Here is a 17,929-nt window from a genome sequence, read left to right as displayed (position 1 = left end):
GATTTAAAGATCGGGCTGAGTGTCAGAGGTGACGGGTAGGCTCGTATGCAAGATGACAGAGGACCTCTCACCAGCTGAGCGATACCAGGCATCCCGCGCCCGTGCGGCCGAGATGGCGACGGCCCTCGGGCCCTTCCGGGAGATGTACGAGTTCGGACTGGACCCGTTCCAGACCGAGGCGTGCCAGGCCCTTGAGGCGGGCAAGGGGGTGCTGGTCGCGGCCCCGACGGGGTCGGGAAAGACGATCGTAGGCGAGTTCGCCGTGCACCTGGCGCTGGAGCAGGGCCGCAAATGCTTCTACACCACGCCGATCAAGGCGCTCTCCAACCAGAAGTTCGCCGATCTGGTCAAGCGGTACGGCGCGGACAAGGTCGGTCTGCTGACCGGCGACAACAGTGTCAACTCCGAGGCGCCGGTGGTCGTGATGACCACCGAGGTCCTGCGGAACATGCTGTACGCGGGCTCGCAGTCGCTCTCCGGCCTCGGTTACGTCGTCATGGACGAGGTGCACTACCTCTCGGACCGCTTCCGTGGCGCGGTGTGGGAGGAAGTGATCATCCACCTCCCGGAATCGGTGACTCTGGTCTCCCTGTCGGCGACCGTGTCCAACGCCGAGGAGTTCGGCGACTGGCTGGACACCGTGCGCGGCTCCACCGAGGTGATCGTCTCCGAGCACCGGCCCGTGCCGCTCTGGCAGCACGTCATGGCCGGACGCAAGATGTACGACCTCTTCGAGGAGGCCACCGACCACGGCGGCCGCGGCGCCGGACGCCGTGAGGTCAACCCGGACCTGGTCCGTCTCGCCCGCCAGGAGAACCAGCAGGGGTACAACCCTCGCGACCGCCGCCGGGGCAAGATGATCCGGGAGGCGGACCGCGAGCGCGAGCGGCGCCAGCGCAGCCGGATCTGGACGCCCGGCCGGCCCGAGGTCATCGAGCGTCTGGACAACGAGGGACTGCTGCCCGCCATCACGTTCATCTTCAGCCGGGCCGGCTGCGAGGCCGCCGTCCAGCAGTGCATGTACGCCGGGCTCCGGCTCAACGACGAGGACAAGCGCCGACTGGTGCGCGAGATCGTCGAGGAGCGGACCGCCTCCATCCCCGGCGAGGACCTCCATGTCCTCGGGTACTACGAGTGGCTCGAAGGACTGGAGCGGGGCATCGCCGCGCACCACGCGGGCATGCTGCCGACCTTCAAGGAGGTCGTCGAGGAGCTGTTCGTACGGGGACTGGTGAAGGCGGTCTTCGCCACCGAGACCCTGGCGCTCGGCATCAACATGCCCGCGCGCTCCGTGGTGCTGGAGAAGCTCGTCAAGTGGAACGGTGAGCAGCACGCCGACATCACCCCCGGCGAGTACACCCAGCTCACCGGCCGGGCCGGCCGCCGCGGCATCGACGTCGAGGGCCACGCCGTGGTTCTGTGGCAGCGCGGCATGGACCCGACGGCGCTGGCCGGCCTCGCCGGGACGCGTACGTATCCGCTGCGCTCCAGCTTCCGCCCCTCGTACAACATGGCGGTCAACCTGGTGCAGCAGTTCGGGCGGCACCGGTCGCGGGAGCTGCTGGAGACCTCGTTCGCCCAGTTCCAGGCGGACAAGTCCGTCGTGGGGATCTCCCGGCAGGTGCAGCGCAACGAGGAGGGTCTGGAGGGCTACAAGGAAGGCATGACCTGCCACCTCGGTGACTTCGAGCAGTACGCGCGGCTGCGCCGCGACCTCAAGGACCGGGAGACGGAGCTCGCCAAGCAGGGCGCGGCGCAGCGGCGGGCGGCCGCGGCCTCCTCGCTGGAGAAGCTGAAGCCGGGCGACGTCATCCACGTGCCGACGGGGAAGTTCGCCGGGCTCGCCCTGGTGCTGGATCCCGGTCTGCCCGCCGGGCGTGCCAACGGGCACCGCGGGTTCGACCACCACGACGGGCCGCGTCCGTTGGTGCTGACCGCCGAGCGGCAGGTCAAGCGGCTGGCCTCGATGGACTTCCCGGTGCCGGTGGAGGCGCTGGACCGGATGCGGGTCCCGAAGTCGTTCAACCCGCGCTCTCCGCAGTCCCGGCGCGATCTGGCCTCCGCACTGCGGACCAAGGCCGGGCACATCGTGCCCGACCGGCACCGCAAGGGGCGGGCGCCCGCCGCCGACGACCGCGAGATCCTCCGGCTGCGGACCGAGCTGCGCGCCCACCCGTGCCACGGGTGCGACGAGCGCGAGGACCATGCGCGCTGGGCCGAGCGCTACCACCGGCTGCAGCGGGACACACGGCAGCTGGAGCACCGCATCGAGGGGCGGACGAACACGATCGCCCGGACCTTCGACCGGATCGTCGCGCTCCTGACCGAGCTGGACTACCTCCGGGGTGACGAGGTCACGGAGAACGGGCGGCGGCTGGCCCGGCTGTACGGGGAGCTGGATCTGCTCGCCAGCGAGTGTCTGCGGGAGGGGGTGTGGGAAGGGCTGAACCCTGCCGAGCTCGCCGCCTGTGTCTCGGCGCTCGTGTACGAGGCGCGGCAGGCCGACGACGCGGTCGCGCCCAAGGTGCCGTCCGGGCCCGCCAAGGTCGCCATGGGCGAGATGGTGCGGATCTGGGGGCGGCTGGACGCGCTGGAGGAGGACTTCAAGATCAACCAGACGGAGGGGGTCGGGCAGCGTGAGCCCGATCTCGGCTTCGCCTGGGCGGTCTACATGTGGGCCTCCGGGCGCACGCTGGACGAGGTGCTGCGCGAGGCGGAGATGCCGGCGGGGGACTTCGTACGGTGGTGCAAGCAGGTGATCGACGTGCTGGGGCAGGTGGCTGCGGCGGCTCCTCGGGAGGGGAGTGCGGGGGCGAGTTCCGTTTCTCGGAATGCGCGGAAGGCGGTTGACGCTGTGCTGCGGGGGGTTGTGGCGTACAGCTCTGTCGGCTGACGCCGTTGGGTGGGAGCGGTTGGGGGTGTGGGCGCCTGCGGCGGTTGTTCCCCTACCCGCCCCTTCCCGAAACCGGGCCTCCACCCCGGGCCCCGCTCCTCAAGCGCCGGAGAGGCTGGGGCGGGGCTGTTGTGCTGACGGCGGGGGCTTTCAGGTGCGGCGGTTTCTCGTTGCGGCTCCGGCGCAGACCAGGCCCAGCAGCACCGTCAGTCCGCCGACGATGATGTTGTTGATCACGACTCCGGCGTCCGGGTTGCTCCCGACCACCCAGGCCGACACGATGACCCACGCACCGATCGCGCACATCGCCCAGCTCAGGCCGTACATCCGCTCCGGCATCGCGGTGAAGCCGAGAGCCAGGACGGCGATCGCGATACCCATCACCAGGTTGTGCGTCACCAGGGCGGGCTGGCTGGCCGTGAAGTGGAGCACCCAGGGGGAGACGGCGCAGTAGAGGCCGACGAGGAACACCGGCGCATCCACCAGGGCCACATCGCGGCCGCCCATCATCCTGTCGTACCGTGCGCTCATTTCGGAGGCGTCGGGGTGTCCTGCCATGTCACCCCTGACACCACTCCTGGAGTCCGAGACGTTGCTCATGAGAATTCGTCCCCTTCGGTCCTGCGGGCCCCGACGTCGTGCGGAGTGTGCGCCAGGCACCCATGCGTCTAGTTTGCTCTTATCTGTTCCTTATGCGCACCCCTGGGGCCTCGCTGTTCAGACGTTCCGCGAGGGCGAGCAGGTCCTTCGGCTCGCCCGCCGTCCAGCACCGCCATCTGCGTGTCGCCCGTGGCCTCGCCGGCTCCCGGCCTCCGCCTCCGCAAGGGAACGGCGAAGGGCGGTGGGCCGCGATCCCCTGCGGCCCACCGCCTTTTCGTCACGCCCTTGCGGTTACTTCGGGGGCATCAGGACCGAGTCGACGATGTACACCGTCGCGTTGGCGGTCGGGACGTTGCCGCAGACGACCTTCGAGGCGTCGTTCACGGTGTACTCCGTGCCCGAGCCGGCCGTCGTCAGCTTGCTCTTCTCCAGCGTGTCGAACGAGCCCTTCTCCAGCTGCATCGGTGTCAGCTTCTCGCCCACCACGTGGTAGGTGAGGACCTTGGTGAGCTCGGCCTTGTCCGCCAGCAGCGCGTCCAGGTCGGCCTTCGGGATCTTGGCGAAGGCGTCGTCGGTCGGGGCGAACACCGTGATGTTCTCGGCGTTGTTGAGGGTGTCCACCAGACCGGCCTGCTTCACGGCGGCCACCAGCGTCGACAGCTCCGGGTTGTTCGAAGCGGCCGTCGCGACCGGGTCCTTCGCCATGCCGTCGAACGAGCCCGCACCGCCCTGCGGCACGGAAGCACACCCGGGACCGAACGGCTTGTCCGTGGGCATGGAGTCATCGGCCGAGGCGCTCGTGGACGCGGCCGCGCTGGGGGTCGAGCCCGCCGCCGAGTCCTTGGAGGAGTCGCCCGAGGAGCAGGCGGTCAGAGCCAGCGGCAGCACGGCCGCGGTGGCCACGGCGACGGCGATGCGACGGAAGTGGAGGGTGTTCATGGTGGTTCTCCTGGATCGAAGGTGCTGAGCGGGGGAGGGAGATGAACGTTGCTCAGGGGCGGGGGGTGGGGAGGGCGAGGGGAAGTGGTGGCGGCAACGGGGGGTGCTGGTTGGCTTCCGGCGTTCCACGGTCCGGTCCACGGTCCGTTCCGTGGTCTGTTCCACGGTCCGTTCCGTGGACCGTTCCGTGGTCCGCCTCCCAGCCGCGGGAGACGGACCCGGTGCCGGAGCCGGTCGTCCGACCAGGAGCCGCCTCGCTCCTGCGGCCGGTCCGGCGCCCCCGACCGGTGGCGGCGCACCGCACGAACGGCTCCCCGGCCGTCCGGACGGCGCCGCCGCCGACCGCACCGCAGACCGGATCCGCCGACGGGGTGGGTCGCCGGCCCGCCCCGCCCGCCGCGGTGACCGGCGCCGGCCGGTGCACGTGGGGCGCGGAGGGCGAGGGGGCGGCGCACCGGGCACCGGGCCCGGTGGTCCGGCCGCCGGGCGCGGCGAACGTGGCGCGCGCCGGGCGGGACCGCCGGGACCCGAGGGCCCCGTCCGTCCGCGGAGTGTTCCGATCTGCTCTCACGTAAGGGATTCGGCGCGGGGCCCCCAGCGGATTGGTCCGGCGGGGGCATTCACTCGATCGAATTAGTTCCGATCATCGACCAATCCTTCCGGCCACTTGCGACGAATGCAGTCCGAGGAGCGTCTCCGTACTGCTCCGAACAGCGCAGGAGGACCGGAGGGAGCCGGGGATGGCAGGGGAGCGGCGGCGGACAGCCGTGGTGGGGAGCGGAGTGGCGGGACTGACCGCCGCCCATGTCCTGCGCAGGGCGCACGACGTCACGCTGTACGAGGCGGACGACCGCGTCGGCGGCCACGCCCACACGCACGAGCTGGCGGCGTCCGACGGCCGGGTGCACCGCGTCGACTCGGGCTTCATCGTGCACAACCGGCGGACCTACCCCCACCTGTTGCGGCTCTTCGACGAACTGGGCGTCGCCACCCAGGAGTCGGAGATGTCGATGTCCGTACGGTGCGAAGGGTGCGGCCTGGAGTACGCGGGCGCCCGCGGGCCCGCCGGACTCTTCGCCCGGCCCCGCTCGGTCTTCCGCGGCCCTTACCTGCGGATGCTCGCCGAGGTGACCCGTTTCCACCGTGCCGCCCGCGCGCTGCTGGAGCTGCCGGAGAGCCCGGCCACCGACATGACGCTCGGGGAGTTCGCCCGGCGCGGCCGCTTCTCCCCGTACTTCCACGCCCACTTCCTCACCCCCATGGTCTCCGCCGTCTGGTCCTGCGACCCGGTCACCGCCCTGCGCTACCCGGCCCGCTATCTCTTCGCCTTCCTGGCCCATCACGGCATGCTCACCATCGGCGGCTCCCCGGTCTGGCGGACCGTCACCGGCGGCTCGCGCGCGTACGTGGAGCGCGTGGTCAAGCAGCTCACCGCCGTCCACACCGCGACCCCGGTCCGCACCATCACCCGCCACGCGGAGGGCATCGACCTCACCACCGAGGACGGTACGACCACGCCGTACGACGCCGTCGTCATCGCCACCCACCCCGACCAGGCGCTCCGGCTGCTGGCCGACCCGACCGGCGCCGAACGCGCCACGCTCGGCGCCTTCACCTACTCCCGCAACCCGACGCTCCTGCACACCGACACCACGCTGCTGCCCCGCAGCCGGGGCGCCAGGGCCTCCTGGAACTACCTGATGCCCTCCTGCGCCGCCGACGCCGACCGGGTCACCGTCAGCTACGACATGAACCGGCTCCAGCGGCTCGACGCGCCCGAGACCTTCGTCGTCACGCTGAACGGCTCCGACCGCGTCGACCCCGATTCCGTACGGGCCCGCATGGTCTACGAACACCCCGTCTACACCCCGGAATCCGTCGCGGCCCAGGCCCGGCTGCCCGCTCTCTCCGGGCCCGTCACCGCCTACGCGGGGGCGTACCACGGCTGGGGCTTCCACGAGGACGGCTGCCGTTCGGGGGCCGAGGCCGCCGCGGCGCTGGGGGTGGAATGGTGAGCGGCTCCGGAGGTGCCCTGTACCCGTGCACCGTGACGCATGTACGGACCCGGCCCCGCAGGTACGCGCTGCGGCACCGGACCTACCTGTGGCTCATCGACCCGGACGCCCCGCCCCGGCTGCCGCGCGCCCTGCGGCCGCTGGCCCGGTTCGAGGCGCGGGACCACTTCGGCGGGACCGCGCCCACCATCCGGGCCGGGCTGAGCCGGTTCCTGGAAGCCCGTGGTGTGGACCTCGCCGACGGCACCGTCGCCATGCTCACCCAGGCCCGGGTCCTCGGCCATGTCTTCAACCCGCTCACCGTCTACTGGTGCCGCCGCGCCGACGGCTCCCCGCTCTGCGTCGTGGCCGAGGTGCACAACACCTACGGCGAACGGCATGGCTATCTGCTGCACCCGGACGGCGAGCACCGGGCCACGACCGGCAAGGAGTTCTACGTCTCGCCGTTCTTCCCCGTCGACGGCGGGTACCGGATGCGGCTGCCCGAGCCCGGCGACCGGCTGGACCTGAGCGTCCATCTGGAGCGTGACGACGGCCGCCCGTTCACCGCGACCGTACGGGGCACCCGCCGCCGGGCCACCTCCCGGGCGCTGGCCCGTCTCGCCCTGCGCCACCCCTTCTCCACCGTCGCCGTCTCCCTCGCCATCCGGCTGCACGGCATCCGGCTCTACCTGCGCGGCCTCCCCGTGCAGCCCCGTCCCCAGCACCGCCCACAGGAAGGCATGCAGTGACCGCGCCCACCCACCAGCTGCCGGCAGACCCGACCTCCGACCCGGCAGCACCCGTCCCCGCGCAGAGGGGCCACGACTACGGACCGGCCGACCGGGCGGACCAGCGGCCCCCCGCCACCGACCCCGAGCGCTGGCCCGACATCGTCACCCGGCCCCGCGCCTCCCGCGCCAGGACCGCCGTCGCGGAACGCATCGTCCGCCGCGCGCTCGCGAAGCTCCCCCTGCGCGCCCGGCTCGCGGGTGTGGAGGACATCGGCCTCGGCGGGCCGCTCATGGACATCCGCGACCCCGACGCCTTCTTCGGGCGGATCGGCGCGAGCGGGCTCATCGGCTTCGGCGAGTCCTACATGGCCGGTGAGTGGGACGCCCCCGACCTGGTCGCCGTCCTCACCGTCCTCGCCGACAACGCCGCCGAGCTCGTCCCCGCCCCCCTCCAACGGCTGCGCTCCCTCTGGGCGTCGCGCAAGCCGGCGGCGCAGCTCAACACCCCCGAGGGTTCGCGGGAGAACGTCAGCCACCACTACGACCTCTCCAACGACCTCTTCGCGCTCTTCCTGGACGAGACGCTCTCCTACTCCTCCGCCGTCTTCCGCGGCTTCCCCGCCGAGCAGTCCCTGCTGCCCGCCGCCCAGCACCGCAAGATCGACCGGCTGCTGGACGCCGCCGGGGTCCGCGAGGGGACCCGGCTCCTGGAGATCGGCACCGGCTGGGGCGAACTCGCCATCCGGGCCGCCGCCCGTGGCGCCCGCGTCACCACCGTCACCCTCTCCGCCGAACAGCGCGAGCTGGCCCGTACGCGCATCCGCGAGGCCGGCTCCGAGGATCGGGTCGAGGTCCGGCTCCGCGACTACCGGCAGGTCACCGGCGAGTACGACGCCATCGTCAGCGTCGAGATGATCGAGGCGGTCGGCGAGGAGTTCTGGCCCGTCTACTTCCAGACCCTGGACCGGCTGCTCGCCCCCGGCGGCCGGGTCGCCCTCCAGGCCATCACCATGCCGGACGACCGGCTGCGCGCCAGCCGGTCCACGTACACCTGGATCCACAAGTACATCTTCCCGGGCGGGCTGCTGCCCTCCACCGAGGCGATCGAACGGGTCACCACCGAGCACACCCGCCTGCGGACCGCCCGGCGCACGGGGTACGGCGCGCACTACGCCGAGACGCTCCGCCTCTGGCGCGAACGGTTCACCGAACGCTCCGCCGAGGTCGACGCCCTCGGCTTCGACGCCGTGTTCCGCCGTATGTGGACCTTCTACCTGGCCTACTCGGAGGCCGGCTTCCGCTCCGGCTACCTCGATGTGCAGCAACTGCTGCTGACACGTGACCCCGCCGACCGGACCGGCGGGGTACCGGCCGGCGGCCCGACCCACCAGGAGTCCCCGTGACCAGCACCGCCACCAGGCCCCCCGCGAAGCCCCCCGTCCGCCGCACCCCCACCGGCGCCGCACAGCGGCTTGAACCCCTGGCCGAGCGGCTGCTCGGCGGCGGACTGCCGGTCCGGGTACGGATGTGGGACGGCAGCGAGGCCGGCCCCGAGAACACCCCCACGGTCCATGTGCGCTCCCGCCGCGCCCTGCGCCGCCTGCTCTGGGAGCCGGGTGAACTCGGCCTGGCGGAGGCGTACATCACCGGGGAGATCGACCTCGACGAAGACCTCGGCGAGGGGCTGCGCGCCATGCGCCGCGCGATGGACGAACGCGGCCTCACCCCGCCCGCGCCCTCCCTCTCCGACCGTCTCAGAGCCGCGGGCACCGCCCTGCGCCTCGGCGCCGTAGGACCCCGCCCGCCGGTCCCGGCAGCCAGGGCCGGGCTGCGCGGGGCGCTGCACAGCCCGGCCCGGGACCGGGCGGCGATCAGCCACCACTACGACCTGTCCAACGCCTTCTACGCGCTGCTCCTCGACGAGACCATGGCGTACTCCTGCGGCTACTGGACCAGCGACGCTCCCGGCTACGGCCCCGCCGACGCCCAGCGCGACAAGCTGGAGCTGATCTGCCGCAAGCTCGGACTGCGGCCCGGCGCACGCCTGTTGGACATCGGCTGCGGCTGGGGCTCCCTGACCCTCCACGCGGCCCAGCACCACGGCGTCCGGGTCACCGCCGTCACGCTCGCCGCCGAACAGGCCGCGTACGTACGGGGGCAGGTGACGGCACGTGGTCTGGAGGAGCTCGTCGAGGTCCTCAACATCGACTACCGCGACATCGCCGAGCGGCCGCAGACCCGGGGGGCGTACGACGCCGTCTCCACCATCGAGATGGGCGAGCACGTCGGGGACGCCGAGTACCCCGCCTTCACCCGGATCCTGCACGACTCCCTGCGCCCGCAGGGCCGGGTGCTCGTCCAGCAGATGTCGCGGGGCGCCAACGCCCCGGGCGGCGGCGCGTTCATCGAGTCGTACATCGCCCCGGACATGCACATGCGGCCGGTCGGGGAGACCGTCGGGCTGCTGGAGGGAGCGGGTCTCGAGGTGCGGGATGTGGAGGCCCTGCGCGAGCACTACGTCCTGACCGTGTATGCCTGGCGGCGGACGCTGGAGGAGCGCTGGAGGGAGTTCACGGCGCTGGTGGGGGAGGAGACCGCGCGCGTCTGGCGGCTCTATCTCGTCGGCGGCGCCCTCGCGTTCGAGGAGCGGCGCATGGGCGTCGACCAGATCCTGTGCGTACGACCCGACCGGAACGGTAAGGCGGCGATGGAGTCCACCCGGGCCGGCTGGTACGGAGCGGACCGGTGAGCGGCTTCGCCTGGGCCGCGTTCGCGAGCGGGCTCGCGGGCGCGGCCGGCGCCGCCCTCGCCGTCATGCTGGTCACCTTCGCCGTCGCCCTGAAGAAGGGCGTCCACCGCATCGTCGACGTCGCCTGGGGCCTCGGCTTCGCCGCCGTCGCCCTCGTCTCGTACGGCCTCTCGGCCGGGGAGGGCGACGACGGGCGGCGGCTCCTGGTGACCGTACTGACCGTGGTCTGGGGGCTGCGGCTCGCCGTCCACATCGGGCGGCGCGGGCGCGGCCACGGGGAGGACCCGCGCTACGAGAAGATGCTGGCCAAGGCCCCCGGCAACCCGAAGCTCCACGCCCTGCGCAAGGTCTACCTCCTCCAGGGCGCGCTGGTCTGGCTGGTCTCGCTGCCGGTGCAGGCCGCGCAGTATCTGACCGGGCCTCTGGTGTGGTGGGCCTGGGCGGGTGCGGTGCTGTGGGCGGTCGGGCTCGCCTTCGAGGCGATCGGGGACCACCAGCTCGCCCGGTTCAAGGCCGACACCGCCAACCAGGGGAAGATCATGGACCGGGGCCTGTGGTCGTGGACCCGGCACCCGAACTACTTCGGTGACTTCCTCGTCTGGTGGGGGCTGTTCCTCTTCGTCTGCCAGGCGCCCGCTGCCGCCGCCGCGACGGTCGTGGCCCCGCTGGTGATGACGTTCCTGCTGACCAAGGGGAGCGGGGCGGCCCTGCTGGAGCGCCATATGGCCGAACGCGCCGGGTACGCCGACTACCAGGCCCGGACGAGCGGGTTCTTCCCCCGGCCCCCTCGGCGCGGGTGAAATGTGTGGAGGGCCTGTACGCGCTCAGGCGTACAGGCCCTCAGTCCAGCCCGCGCGCCCTCTCGAACCGTGCCCGCGCCTCGCCCAGGTCCACCACCGGCTCCGGATAGTCGAGCCGCTCCTTCACCTTCCACGGCTCGTGGACCGCGGCCCCTTCCACCCCCGCCAGCTCCGGCACCCACCGGCGTACGTAATCGCCGCGCGGGTCGTAGCGCTTGGCCTGGGCCACCGGGTTGAGCACCCGGTTGGGCCGGGTGTCCGTGCCCGTGCCCGCGACCCACTGCCAGTTGAGCTGGTTGTTCGCGATGTCGCCGTCGACCAGCAGCTCCAGGAAGTGCCGGGCGCCCACCCGCCAGTCCACGTACAGCGTCTTGGTGAGGAAGCTCGCGGCGAGCAGCCGCCCCCGGTTGTGCATCCACCCCTCGTGCGCCAGCTGCCGCATCGCAGCGTCCACCACGGGATACCCGGTCCGCCCGGTCTTCCAGGCGGTGATCTCGTCCTCGTCGGAGCGCCAGCGGTCCCGGCGCGGCCGGTAGTCGGACCAGGAGGCGTCGTGGCGGGCCGCCAGCACCTGGTGGTGGAAGTCGCGCCAGGCGAGCTGCCGGACGAACGCCTCGCCGCCCGGTCCGCCCTTCTCCTGGGCCCGGGTGGCCAGTTCGGCGGCGGAGACCGTACCGAAGTGGAGGTGCGGGGAGAGCCGGGAGGTGGCGTCCCCGGCGAGGTCGTCGTGGCCGTCGGCGTAGTCGCCCATGTCGCCGTCGAGCCAGGACGTCACCAGCTTGCGGCCCGCCCCCTCGCCCCCGTCGGCCAGGGCGGGGGAGACCTCCTTGACGTCGTTCCGCGCGGGGAGCGGGTCGGAGGAGAGCTCACCGTCCGGCAGCCGGAGCGTGCGGGGTGCGGTCAGCGTGCCCCGCACCCCCGCCGCCTCCCAACGGCGGAAGTACGGGGTGAACACCGCGAAGTGGTCCTTGCCCGCCGGGACCACCCGGCCCGGAGCGAGCGCGGTGACCACCGCGTCATGGATGCGCAGCTCGCAGCCGCTGTCCGCCAGGGCGGTACGCAACTGCTCCTCACGCCGTGCCGCGTACCCGCTCACCCCGGCGGCCATGTGCACCGCCCCCGCCCCGGTCTCCTCGACCAGCCGGCGCACCTCCTTCGCCACCGCGCCCGCACGGACGATGAGCCGGCCGCCCCGTTTCCGTAGTCCGGCGTCCAGGTCCGCCAGGCAGTCGGCGAGGAACGCGAGCCGGTTGGGGGCGTCGAACCCGGCCCGGTGGACGGCGTCGTCCCGGACGAAGAGCGGGACGACCCGGTCCGCGTCCCGCAGGGCGGAACGCAGCACCGGGTTGTCGTGCAGACGCAGATCGGAGGTGAACAGCACCACCGCGACGTTCATGGAACGCAAGCTCCTTGCGGACGAGGGCAGAGGGGAGGGAGGTCAGGCGGTCGGGAAGTCCATCAGGGCCACCGGGTCGGAGGTCGGTTCGGCCGATCCGCCCGCCGGTTCGACCGTGATGCCCATCCCCGACGCCCGGTCCACGGGCCCGTCCAGCAGCACCGCGTCATCGCTCGCCGAGGGGTCCATCAGACCGGCCGAACGCATGGTGCCCTCGTCGTTGAACCAGAGCTGGTACACCTTGCCGCTCGGAGGCCGCTCCATCCCCGAGGCCAGGAACACCGCCCGGTTCTCCTGCTCCGAGACGACGACGGTGCCGCGAGCGCCGCCGGTCAGCTCGCCCGAGCTGGTCTTCGCGTCCGGCGCGGAGAGTACCTGGGCCAGCTGCTCGTTCTGCCGCTGGGCCTGGTTCGCCTCCTGGCGGGCGTCCTGCGCCACCTGGTTCTGCCACACCGCCACTCCGCCGAAGGCGGCCGCCGCCGCGATGCAGGCGGCCAGCGCGTAGGTGGACCAGCGGCCGGTGCGGCCACCGCCGCCCGTACGCCCCGGTCTGCCGTGCGACGGCACCTCCTGGCGTACGGTCGTGATCTCCCGCAGGACCCTCTCGCGCAGCTCGCGCGGGGGACTCTCGGCGACGGCGAGACCGAGCCGGGCGGCCGTGGCCGAGAGCTCCCGCACCTCCTGGGTGCAGGCCTCGCAGTCGTCCAGGTGCCGCTCGAACTCGCGGCGCTCGTCCTCCGGCAGCGCATGCAGTGCATAGGCCCCGGTCAGCGTGTGCAGTTCGGCCGTGTTCATGCGCTCACCCCCAGGCAGTCGCGCAGCCGGATGAGGCCGTCGCGGAGTCGTGTCTTGATGGTGCCCAGCGGCACGGTGAGGAGTTCCGCCACCTCACGGTAGGTCAGGCCCCGGTAGTAGGCCAGGGTGACGGACTGCCGCTGGAGTTCGGACAGGGTCCGCAGACAGCGGCGTACCTGCTCTCTCTCCAACCGCGTCTCCACCTGTTCGGAGACCTCGTCGAAGGCGGGCGTGCGGTCCAGGAGCGCCGCCCTGTGCTCCCGCGCCGCCGACGCCTCCGCCGAGCGGACCCGGTCGACGGCCCGGTGGTGGGCGAGGGTCAGCACCCAGTTCATGGCGCTGCCCCGGGAGGCCTGGAAGCGGGGGGCGGTCCGCCACACCTCGACCAGGACCTCCTGGGCGACCTCCTCCGACTGGGCCGGGTCGCGCAGGACACCGCGTACGAGGCCGAGCACGGGCCCGGAGACCGCGTCGTACACCCTGGCGAACGCGTCCTGGTCCCCCCGCGCGACCAGCACCATGAGTTCCTGCAGGTCAGGCTCTGGCGAGGGCACCCCGCTGATCTGTACGGCTTGGTTCACGCGGGTTTCCTCCCGGGACGTCATCGGTTCCAAGAATTGATTCGGAGCCGACTGCCGTCCGGATTGGTCCGATGCCCGCGATCTTTCCAGAACCGGTCCCCGCCCGACCGTACGACGCAGCGGCGCGTTTCAGCCGTGCTGCTCCTGCGGCCGGTCCGCGCCCCGCCGGGTGGCGCGCAGTGCGAGGAAGAGGAGCAGCCCGAACGGCGAGAGCAGGACCGTCAGCACGAGCAGCGGGCCCATCAGCCACGGGGAGAAGCCGAGCTTCCGGCTCTGGAGGAACACCCACTGGCCGACCAGCAGATCCCAGGCGATCACCTGCGCCCACAGGGCTCCTGCGCCTTCGGCCAACGCCGTCAGCTCCCGTAGGGTGTCGATGTCCGGGCTGCTCACCGCCGTCCAGAGCTCCGGGAAGACCTGAACGGCCAGGACGGTGTAGACGGCGAGAAGCGGCAGGACCGTCAGGGGTGAGGAGGCTACCCGCATGGTGACGGACCAGGTGGGGGCGAAGATCATCAGCAGCCAGAACGGTGCCGCCAGATAGAACGTGATCTCGAAGAGGGTGCCGGTCATGCCGTGAACTCCTTGCTGTCGGAGGCCGGTTCGGTCTCTGTGCGTACGGATACGGGTTCGGGGACGGTGCGCAGCGCCGCCCACACCCCGGCCGCCACCGCCGCCAGAAGCACCCCGGCGGCTGTGAGGGTCGCGGAGTCCGGGTGGATGAAGGGCTGCCCCCGCAGCGCCTGCCAGGTGGTCAGCGCGACGAGCCCCGCGTACCCGACGGTCACAACCCGTACGAGACGCAGCCGCACCCCGGCATCGCGCAGCCGGGCGAACCGGGGTGCGAGCAGCACCAGCGCAATCAGGAACAGCGGGATCAGCTGGAGCGCGTGCATGCCCAGGAAGTGCGGGATCCTCAGGTCGCCGCCGGTCGTGGACCAGCCGGTCAGCGGCATCGCGGGTCCGCCGTCCGGTACGCCGACGGAGTGGGCGCCGATCACGTCGGCGGAGTCCAGGTTCCCGGCGGCCCGCTGCTCCGCGGTCGGCTGCGACATCGGGAAGCCGACGGCCGCGCCCGCCAGGGCGATCAGCGCACCGCCCCGGATCGCCCAGGCCGTCGCCCGGTCGGCCAGCCGGTTGCGCAGCAGCAGGACGGCGATGACGAGGGTGGCCGCCCACAGGACGACGACGGTGAGTCCCATCACCGTGTACAGGTTCGCGTCGAACGCGGTCTCGGCGTTGAAGTGGCTGCGCTTCCCGCGGATGACCTGACCGGTGATGATCACCATCTCGAGGACGCTCGTGAGGACGACGACGTTCCCCGCCCACCAGCCGGTCCGGCGCCCCCAGGTCGTCTGCGCGAGCATCCAGGCCAGGGTCAGGCTGTAGGCGCTGAAGGAGACGGAGAACTTGAACGGCTTCGCCCAGATCGGGGCGCCCACCAGGACCCGGTCGTCGACCACGAGGCCGACGGCACAGACGAGTGCTCCGAGGGCCATCGCGGCGGAGGAGACGACCAACGGGCGATGCCAGGAACGCCACGACATGAGGGACCGCCTGTGAGGTTGTCCTGAACCGACATATAGATAGTGGCGCTTACCGCTATCCATAAGGTCACTATCTATGATGGCGGTCTGATCTGGCAAGGGTGGAAAGGCGGACACGCGGTGCGCATCGGCGAGTTGAGCCGTAGATCCGGGGTTCCGGTACCGACGATCAAGTTCTATGTACGGGAACGGCTTCTGCCCGCTGGGGAGCTGACGAGCCCCAACCAGGCGGACTACGGCCCCGAACACGAACGGCGGCTGCGCCTGATCCGGGTCCTGCTGGAGGTGGGCGGCCTCTCGCTCGCGGCCATCGGTGAGGTCCTGGCGGCCGCGGACGACCCCGGACAGCCGGTGATAGAGGTGCTGGGCCGAGCGTCGGAGGGTGTCCCTCCGCTCGGCGAGGGCGAGGCCGGGCCGGAGCTGGAACGGGCCCGGGAGGATGTGGCCGAGCTGCTGGTGCGACGCGGCTGGCAGATCGAGGAGGGGGCCACGGCGGCCGAGTCGCTGGCCGGAGTGATCGCCGCTCTGCGCCGGGTCGGGCACGGCGGATTCGCCGACCTGCTGGAGGTCTACGCCGACGCGGCCGAGTCCGTCGCCCGCGCCGACCTCGACTACGTGCAGCGCCTGGTGTCCCGTGAGGAGCTGGCGGAGAGCGTGGTGGTGGGGACGGTCCTGGGGGAGGCGATGTTCGGTGCCCTGCGCAGGCTGGCCCACGAGGACGTCTCGGTCCGGCGCTACGAGTCGCGGGAGACCGACGGGGGTGCTGCGGAAGCCTGATGTCGTGCCGCGCCCCCGACGGGTGGGGCAGCCCCGGGTGCGCGCGGACCCCGCCCGCCGAGGACGGCGGACGGGGTCCGGTTACTTCCCGGGTGCGAGGGGGCCTACGCGGCCGCCGCCGGCCCCTCCTGCTCTCGCTCCACCTGCTCGTTCCACTCGCGCTTGACCGCGCGCCAGGCGTCGTCGTTCTGGCCGAGGCGCCAGTAGCCGGAGATCGACAGCTGGGCGAGCGGAATCTGCCGCTCCACGCGTAGATAGCGGCGGATCTCCTTCACGAAGCCCGCCTCCCCGTGTACGAACGCCTGGACCTCGCCCTCGGGGAAGTCCAGCCCCTTCACCGCTGCGGTCAGCAGCTCGCCGACCGGCCGGTCGGCGCGGTGCAGCCAGGTCACGGCCACCCCGTCGGGCGTCACGATCTTCTGCTCCTCGGAGGCGTCCGGCACCTCGACGAACGCGTGCACCAGGGCGCCCACCGGCATCTGCTCCAGCGACGCGGCGATCGCCGGGAGGGCGCTCTCGTCGCCGACCAGGAGGTGCCAGTCGGCCGAGGCCTGCGGTGTGTAACCGCCGCCGGGGCCGAGGACGGTGACCTGCTCGCCGGCCCGGGCGCGCTGCGCCCACGGTCCCGCGAGGCCCTCGTCGCCATGGACGACGAAGTCGACGGCCATCTCCCGGGCGACCGGGTCCCACGAGCGGATCGTGTACGTACGGGTCGTGGGCCACAGCTCGCGCGGGTGGCTCTCGCGGATGGCCGCGATGTCGAACGGGTGCGCGTAGTCGGCGCCCTCGGGCGCGAAGCACAGCTTGACGTAGTGGTCGGTGAAGCCGTCCAGGGAGAATTCGGCGAGCCCCTCGCCGCCGAGGACCACGCGCACCATGTGCGGGGCGATCCGCTCGGTGCGCACGACCTGCGCCCCATGGGCCTTGGGTCCTTGCCGGGCCGGCCGCTCTGCCACGAGGTGCTCCCTGGGTTTCGACGTACAGGCGCGCTCGTCGGTGGACGGGTGCGTGCGGCGTACGTATCGGCGCCCGGGGCCGGACACCTCCGGCCCCGATGACTTAGGTATGCCTAAGTTAACACCTCAGGCCTGGAGTGTGGTGAGGAGCCGCCGAAGCGCCCCGCCCAGCCCCCACTGGTCGGCAAGCGCTTCCAGCGCGGCCGGGTCGCGAGGCTCGCGCGGCAGTGCCGGGTCGAAATCGGGCAGCGGCACGTCCTGGGCCACCCGCACGACCTTCGGTGCCACCGCCACGTACTCCCGAGCCTCGTCCAGCCGCTTGCGCTGCGAGGGGGTGAGCTTCGCCTTCGGGTCGTCCACCGCCGCCATGATCCCGGCCAGGTTCCCGTACGCGTCCAGCAGCTTCGCCGCCGTCTTCTCGCCGATGCCGGGCACGCCCGGGAGCCCGTCGCTCGGGTCGCCGCGGAGGAGGGCCAGGTCCACATAGCCCGCGCCGTCCACCCCGTACTTCTCGCGGAGCCACGCCTCGTCGGTCATCTGGAGCGTGCCGACCCCCTTGAGGGGATAGAGCACCCGCACCTGCCGGGCGTCGTCGACCAGCTGATAGAGGTCGCGGTCGCCGGTCACGATGTCCACGGGCCCGGTCGCCCGGGCGGTGAGCGTGCCGATCACGTCGTCCGCCTCGTACGGCGTGACGCCGACGCGGGCGATCCCGAGCGCGGCCAGCACGTCCTCGATGATCGGGACCTGCGGGGAGAGCGTGTCGGGGATCTCCTCCTCGTCGGTCCGCCCCGCGGGCGTCTCGACGGCCACCCGGTGTGCCTTGTACGTGGGGATCAGGTCCACCCGCCACTGCGGGCGCCAGTCGTTGTCCCAGCAGGCGACCAGCTCGTCCGGCCGGTGGTCCTGCACCAGGCGGGCGATGAAGTCGAGGAGGCCGCGCGCGGCGTTGACCGGGGTCCCGTCCGGTGCGCGCACCGAGTCGGGGACGCCGAAATAGGCGCGGAAGTAGAGGGAGGCGGTGTCGAGGAGCATCAGGCGTCGCGTCACGGAACCGATGATGCACCACACCACTGACAGTCGCCGTCGATGGCTCCCGGTGACCGGAAACCGCCCATGCCGTGACCTGGATCACTGTTGCGTTTGGGCTGTGTAAGCACGGGCAGAC

The 17,929-nt window shown here is 72.0% G+C and carries 16 protein-coding genes; 7 read left to right on the top strand and 9 right to left on the bottom strand.

Features of this window, described 5'->3' with window-relative positions; genetic code table 11:
• Positions 1-52: 52 nt before the first annotated feature.
• Positions 53-2,893: a DEAD/DEAH box helicase gene (locus AMK21_RS27640; RefSeq protein ID WP_073881907.1), complete on the top strand. Its 2,841-nt coding sequence runs from the start codon at positions 53-55 to the stop codon at positions 2,891-2,893.
• A 150-nt stretch (positions 2,894-3,043) separates the two neighbouring features.
• Here the strand turns inward: AMK21_RS27640 and AMK21_RS27635 are convergent, their stop codons facing one another.
• Positions 3,044-3,493: an SPW repeat protein gene (locus tag AMK21_RS27635; RefSeq protein WP_073881906.1), complete on the bottom strand. Its 450-nt coding sequence runs from the start codon at positions 3,491-3,493 to the stop codon at positions 3,044-3,046.
• A gap of 291 nt (positions 3,494-3,784) precedes the next feature.
• Positions 3,785-4,432: a fasciclin domain-containing protein gene (locus tag AMK21_RS27630; protein WP_073881905.1), complete on the bottom strand. Its 648-nt coding sequence runs from the start codon at positions 4,430-4,432 to the stop codon at positions 3,785-3,787.
• A 740-nt stretch (positions 4,433-5,172) separates the two neighbouring features.
• Between AMK21_RS27630 and AMK21_RS27625 the strand changes: the two genes are divergently transcribed.
• Genes AMK21_RS27625 through AMK21_RS27605 form a run of 5 tightly spaced genes read left to right on the top strand, consistent with a single transcriptional unit; the run spans position 5,173 to position 10,709 of the window.
• Positions 5,173-6,447 carry an NAD(P)/FAD-dependent oxidoreductase gene (locus tag AMK21_RS27625; RefSeq protein ID WP_073881904.1) on the top strand — a complete coding sequence of 425 codons (1,275 nt, stop codon included), beginning with the start codon at positions 5,173-5,175 and terminating at the stop codon, positions 6,445-6,447.
• Positions 6,441-7,178, top strand: a complete 738-nt coding sequence (locus AMK21_RS27620; RefSeq protein WP_073881903.1) for a DUF1365 domain-containing protein — start codon at positions 6,441-6,443, stop codon at positions 7,176-7,178. The genes AMK21_RS27625 and AMK21_RS27620 overlap by 7 nt, the downstream gene beginning before the upstream one ends.
• Complete coding sequence (locus AMK21_RS27615; RefSeq protein WP_073881902.1) at positions 7,175-8,563, top strand: SAM-dependent methyltransferase; 1,389 nt, start codon at positions 7,175-7,177, stop codon at positions 8,561-8,563. The genes AMK21_RS27620 and AMK21_RS27615 overlap by 4 nt, the downstream gene beginning before the upstream one ends.
• Entirely contained in the window at positions 8,560-9,909 is a 1,350-nt protein-coding gene (locus AMK21_RS27610; protein WP_073881901.1) for an SAM-dependent methyltransferase, read from the top strand. Before AMK21_RS27615 ends, AMK21_RS27610 begins: the two co-directional genes overlap by 4 nt.
• Positions 9,906-10,709 (top strand): DUF1295 domain-containing protein, encoded by an 804-nt coding sequence (locus tag AMK21_RS27605; protein ID WP_073881900.1) that lies wholly within the window; start codon positions 9,906-9,908, stop codon positions 10,707-10,709. The genes AMK21_RS27610 and AMK21_RS27605 overlap by 4 nt, the downstream gene beginning before the upstream one ends.
• Positions 10,710-10,749: 40 nt before the next feature.
• On the opposite strand, the gene AMK21_RS27600 is transcribed toward AMK21_RS27605, so the two are convergent.
• From AMK21_RS27600 to AMK21_RS27580, 5 genes are all read right to left on the bottom strand, one after another.
• Positions 10,750-12,105: a cryptochrome/photolyase family protein gene (locus AMK21_RS27600; protein ID WP_073881899.1), complete on the bottom strand. Its 1,356-nt coding sequence runs from the start codon at positions 12,103-12,105 to the stop codon at positions 10,750-10,752.
• A gap of 42 nt (positions 12,106-12,147) precedes the next feature.
• Positions 12,148-12,900, bottom strand: a complete 753-nt coding sequence (locus tag AMK21_RS27595; protein WP_073881898.1) for an anti-sigma factor — start codon at positions 12,898-12,900, stop codon at positions 12,148-12,150.
• Complete coding sequence (locus AMK21_RS27590; RefSeq protein WP_199863299.1) at positions 12,897-13,505, bottom strand: sigma-70 family RNA polymerase sigma factor; 609 nt, start codon at positions 13,503-13,505, stop codon at positions 12,897-12,899. The genes AMK21_RS27595 and AMK21_RS27590 overlap by 4 nt, the downstream gene beginning before the upstream one ends.
• A 105-nt stretch (positions 13,506-13,610) precedes the next feature.
• A complete protein-coding gene (locus AMK21_RS27585) occupies positions 13,611-14,054 on the bottom strand; it encodes an ABA4-like family protein (RefSeq protein ID WP_073881896.1) in 444 nt (147 codons plus the stop codon).
• On the bottom strand, positions 14,051-14,980 hold the full coding sequence (locus tag AMK21_RS27580) for a hypothetical protein (RefSeq protein WP_073882107.1): 930 nt from the start codon (positions 14,978-14,980) through the stop codon (positions 14,051-14,053). The genes AMK21_RS27585 and AMK21_RS27580 overlap by 4 nt, the downstream gene beginning before the upstream one ends.
• Positions 14,981-15,148: 168 nt before the next feature.
• Between AMK21_RS27580 and AMK21_RS27575 the strand changes: the two genes are divergently transcribed.
• Positions 15,149-15,805, top strand: coding sequence for a MerR family transcriptional regulator (locus AMK21_RS27575; protein WP_073881895.1), 657 nt, complete (start codon positions 15,149-15,151; stop codon positions 15,803-15,805).
• 104 nt (positions 15,806-15,909) lie between these two features.
• Here AMK21_RS27575 and AMK21_RS27570 read toward each other — a convergent pair whose 3' ends face one another.
• Both AMK21_RS27570 and AMK21_RS27565 read right to left on the bottom strand, forming a co-directional pair.
• Positions 15,910-16,761 (bottom strand): siderophore-interacting protein, encoded by an 852-nt coding sequence (locus AMK21_RS27570; RefSeq protein ID WP_073881894.1) that lies wholly within the window; start codon positions 16,759-16,761, stop codon positions 15,910-15,912.
• 126 nt (positions 16,762-16,887) lie between these two features.
• A complete protein-coding gene (locus tag AMK21_RS27565) occupies positions 16,888-17,796 on the bottom strand; it encodes a 5'-3' exonuclease (RefSeq protein ID WP_079181270.1) in 909 nt (302 codons plus the stop codon).
• Between the last annotated feature and the right edge of the window lie 133 nt (positions 17,797-17,929).

It is taken from the genome of Streptomyces sp. CB00316 (assembly GCF_001905595.1).
GTDB lineage: Bacteria > Actinomycetota > Actinomycetes > Streptomycetales > Streptomycetaceae > Streptomyces.
Note: the sequence above shows the minus strand (reverse complement) of the source record. Positions and strands in the feature narration are given on the sequence as shown.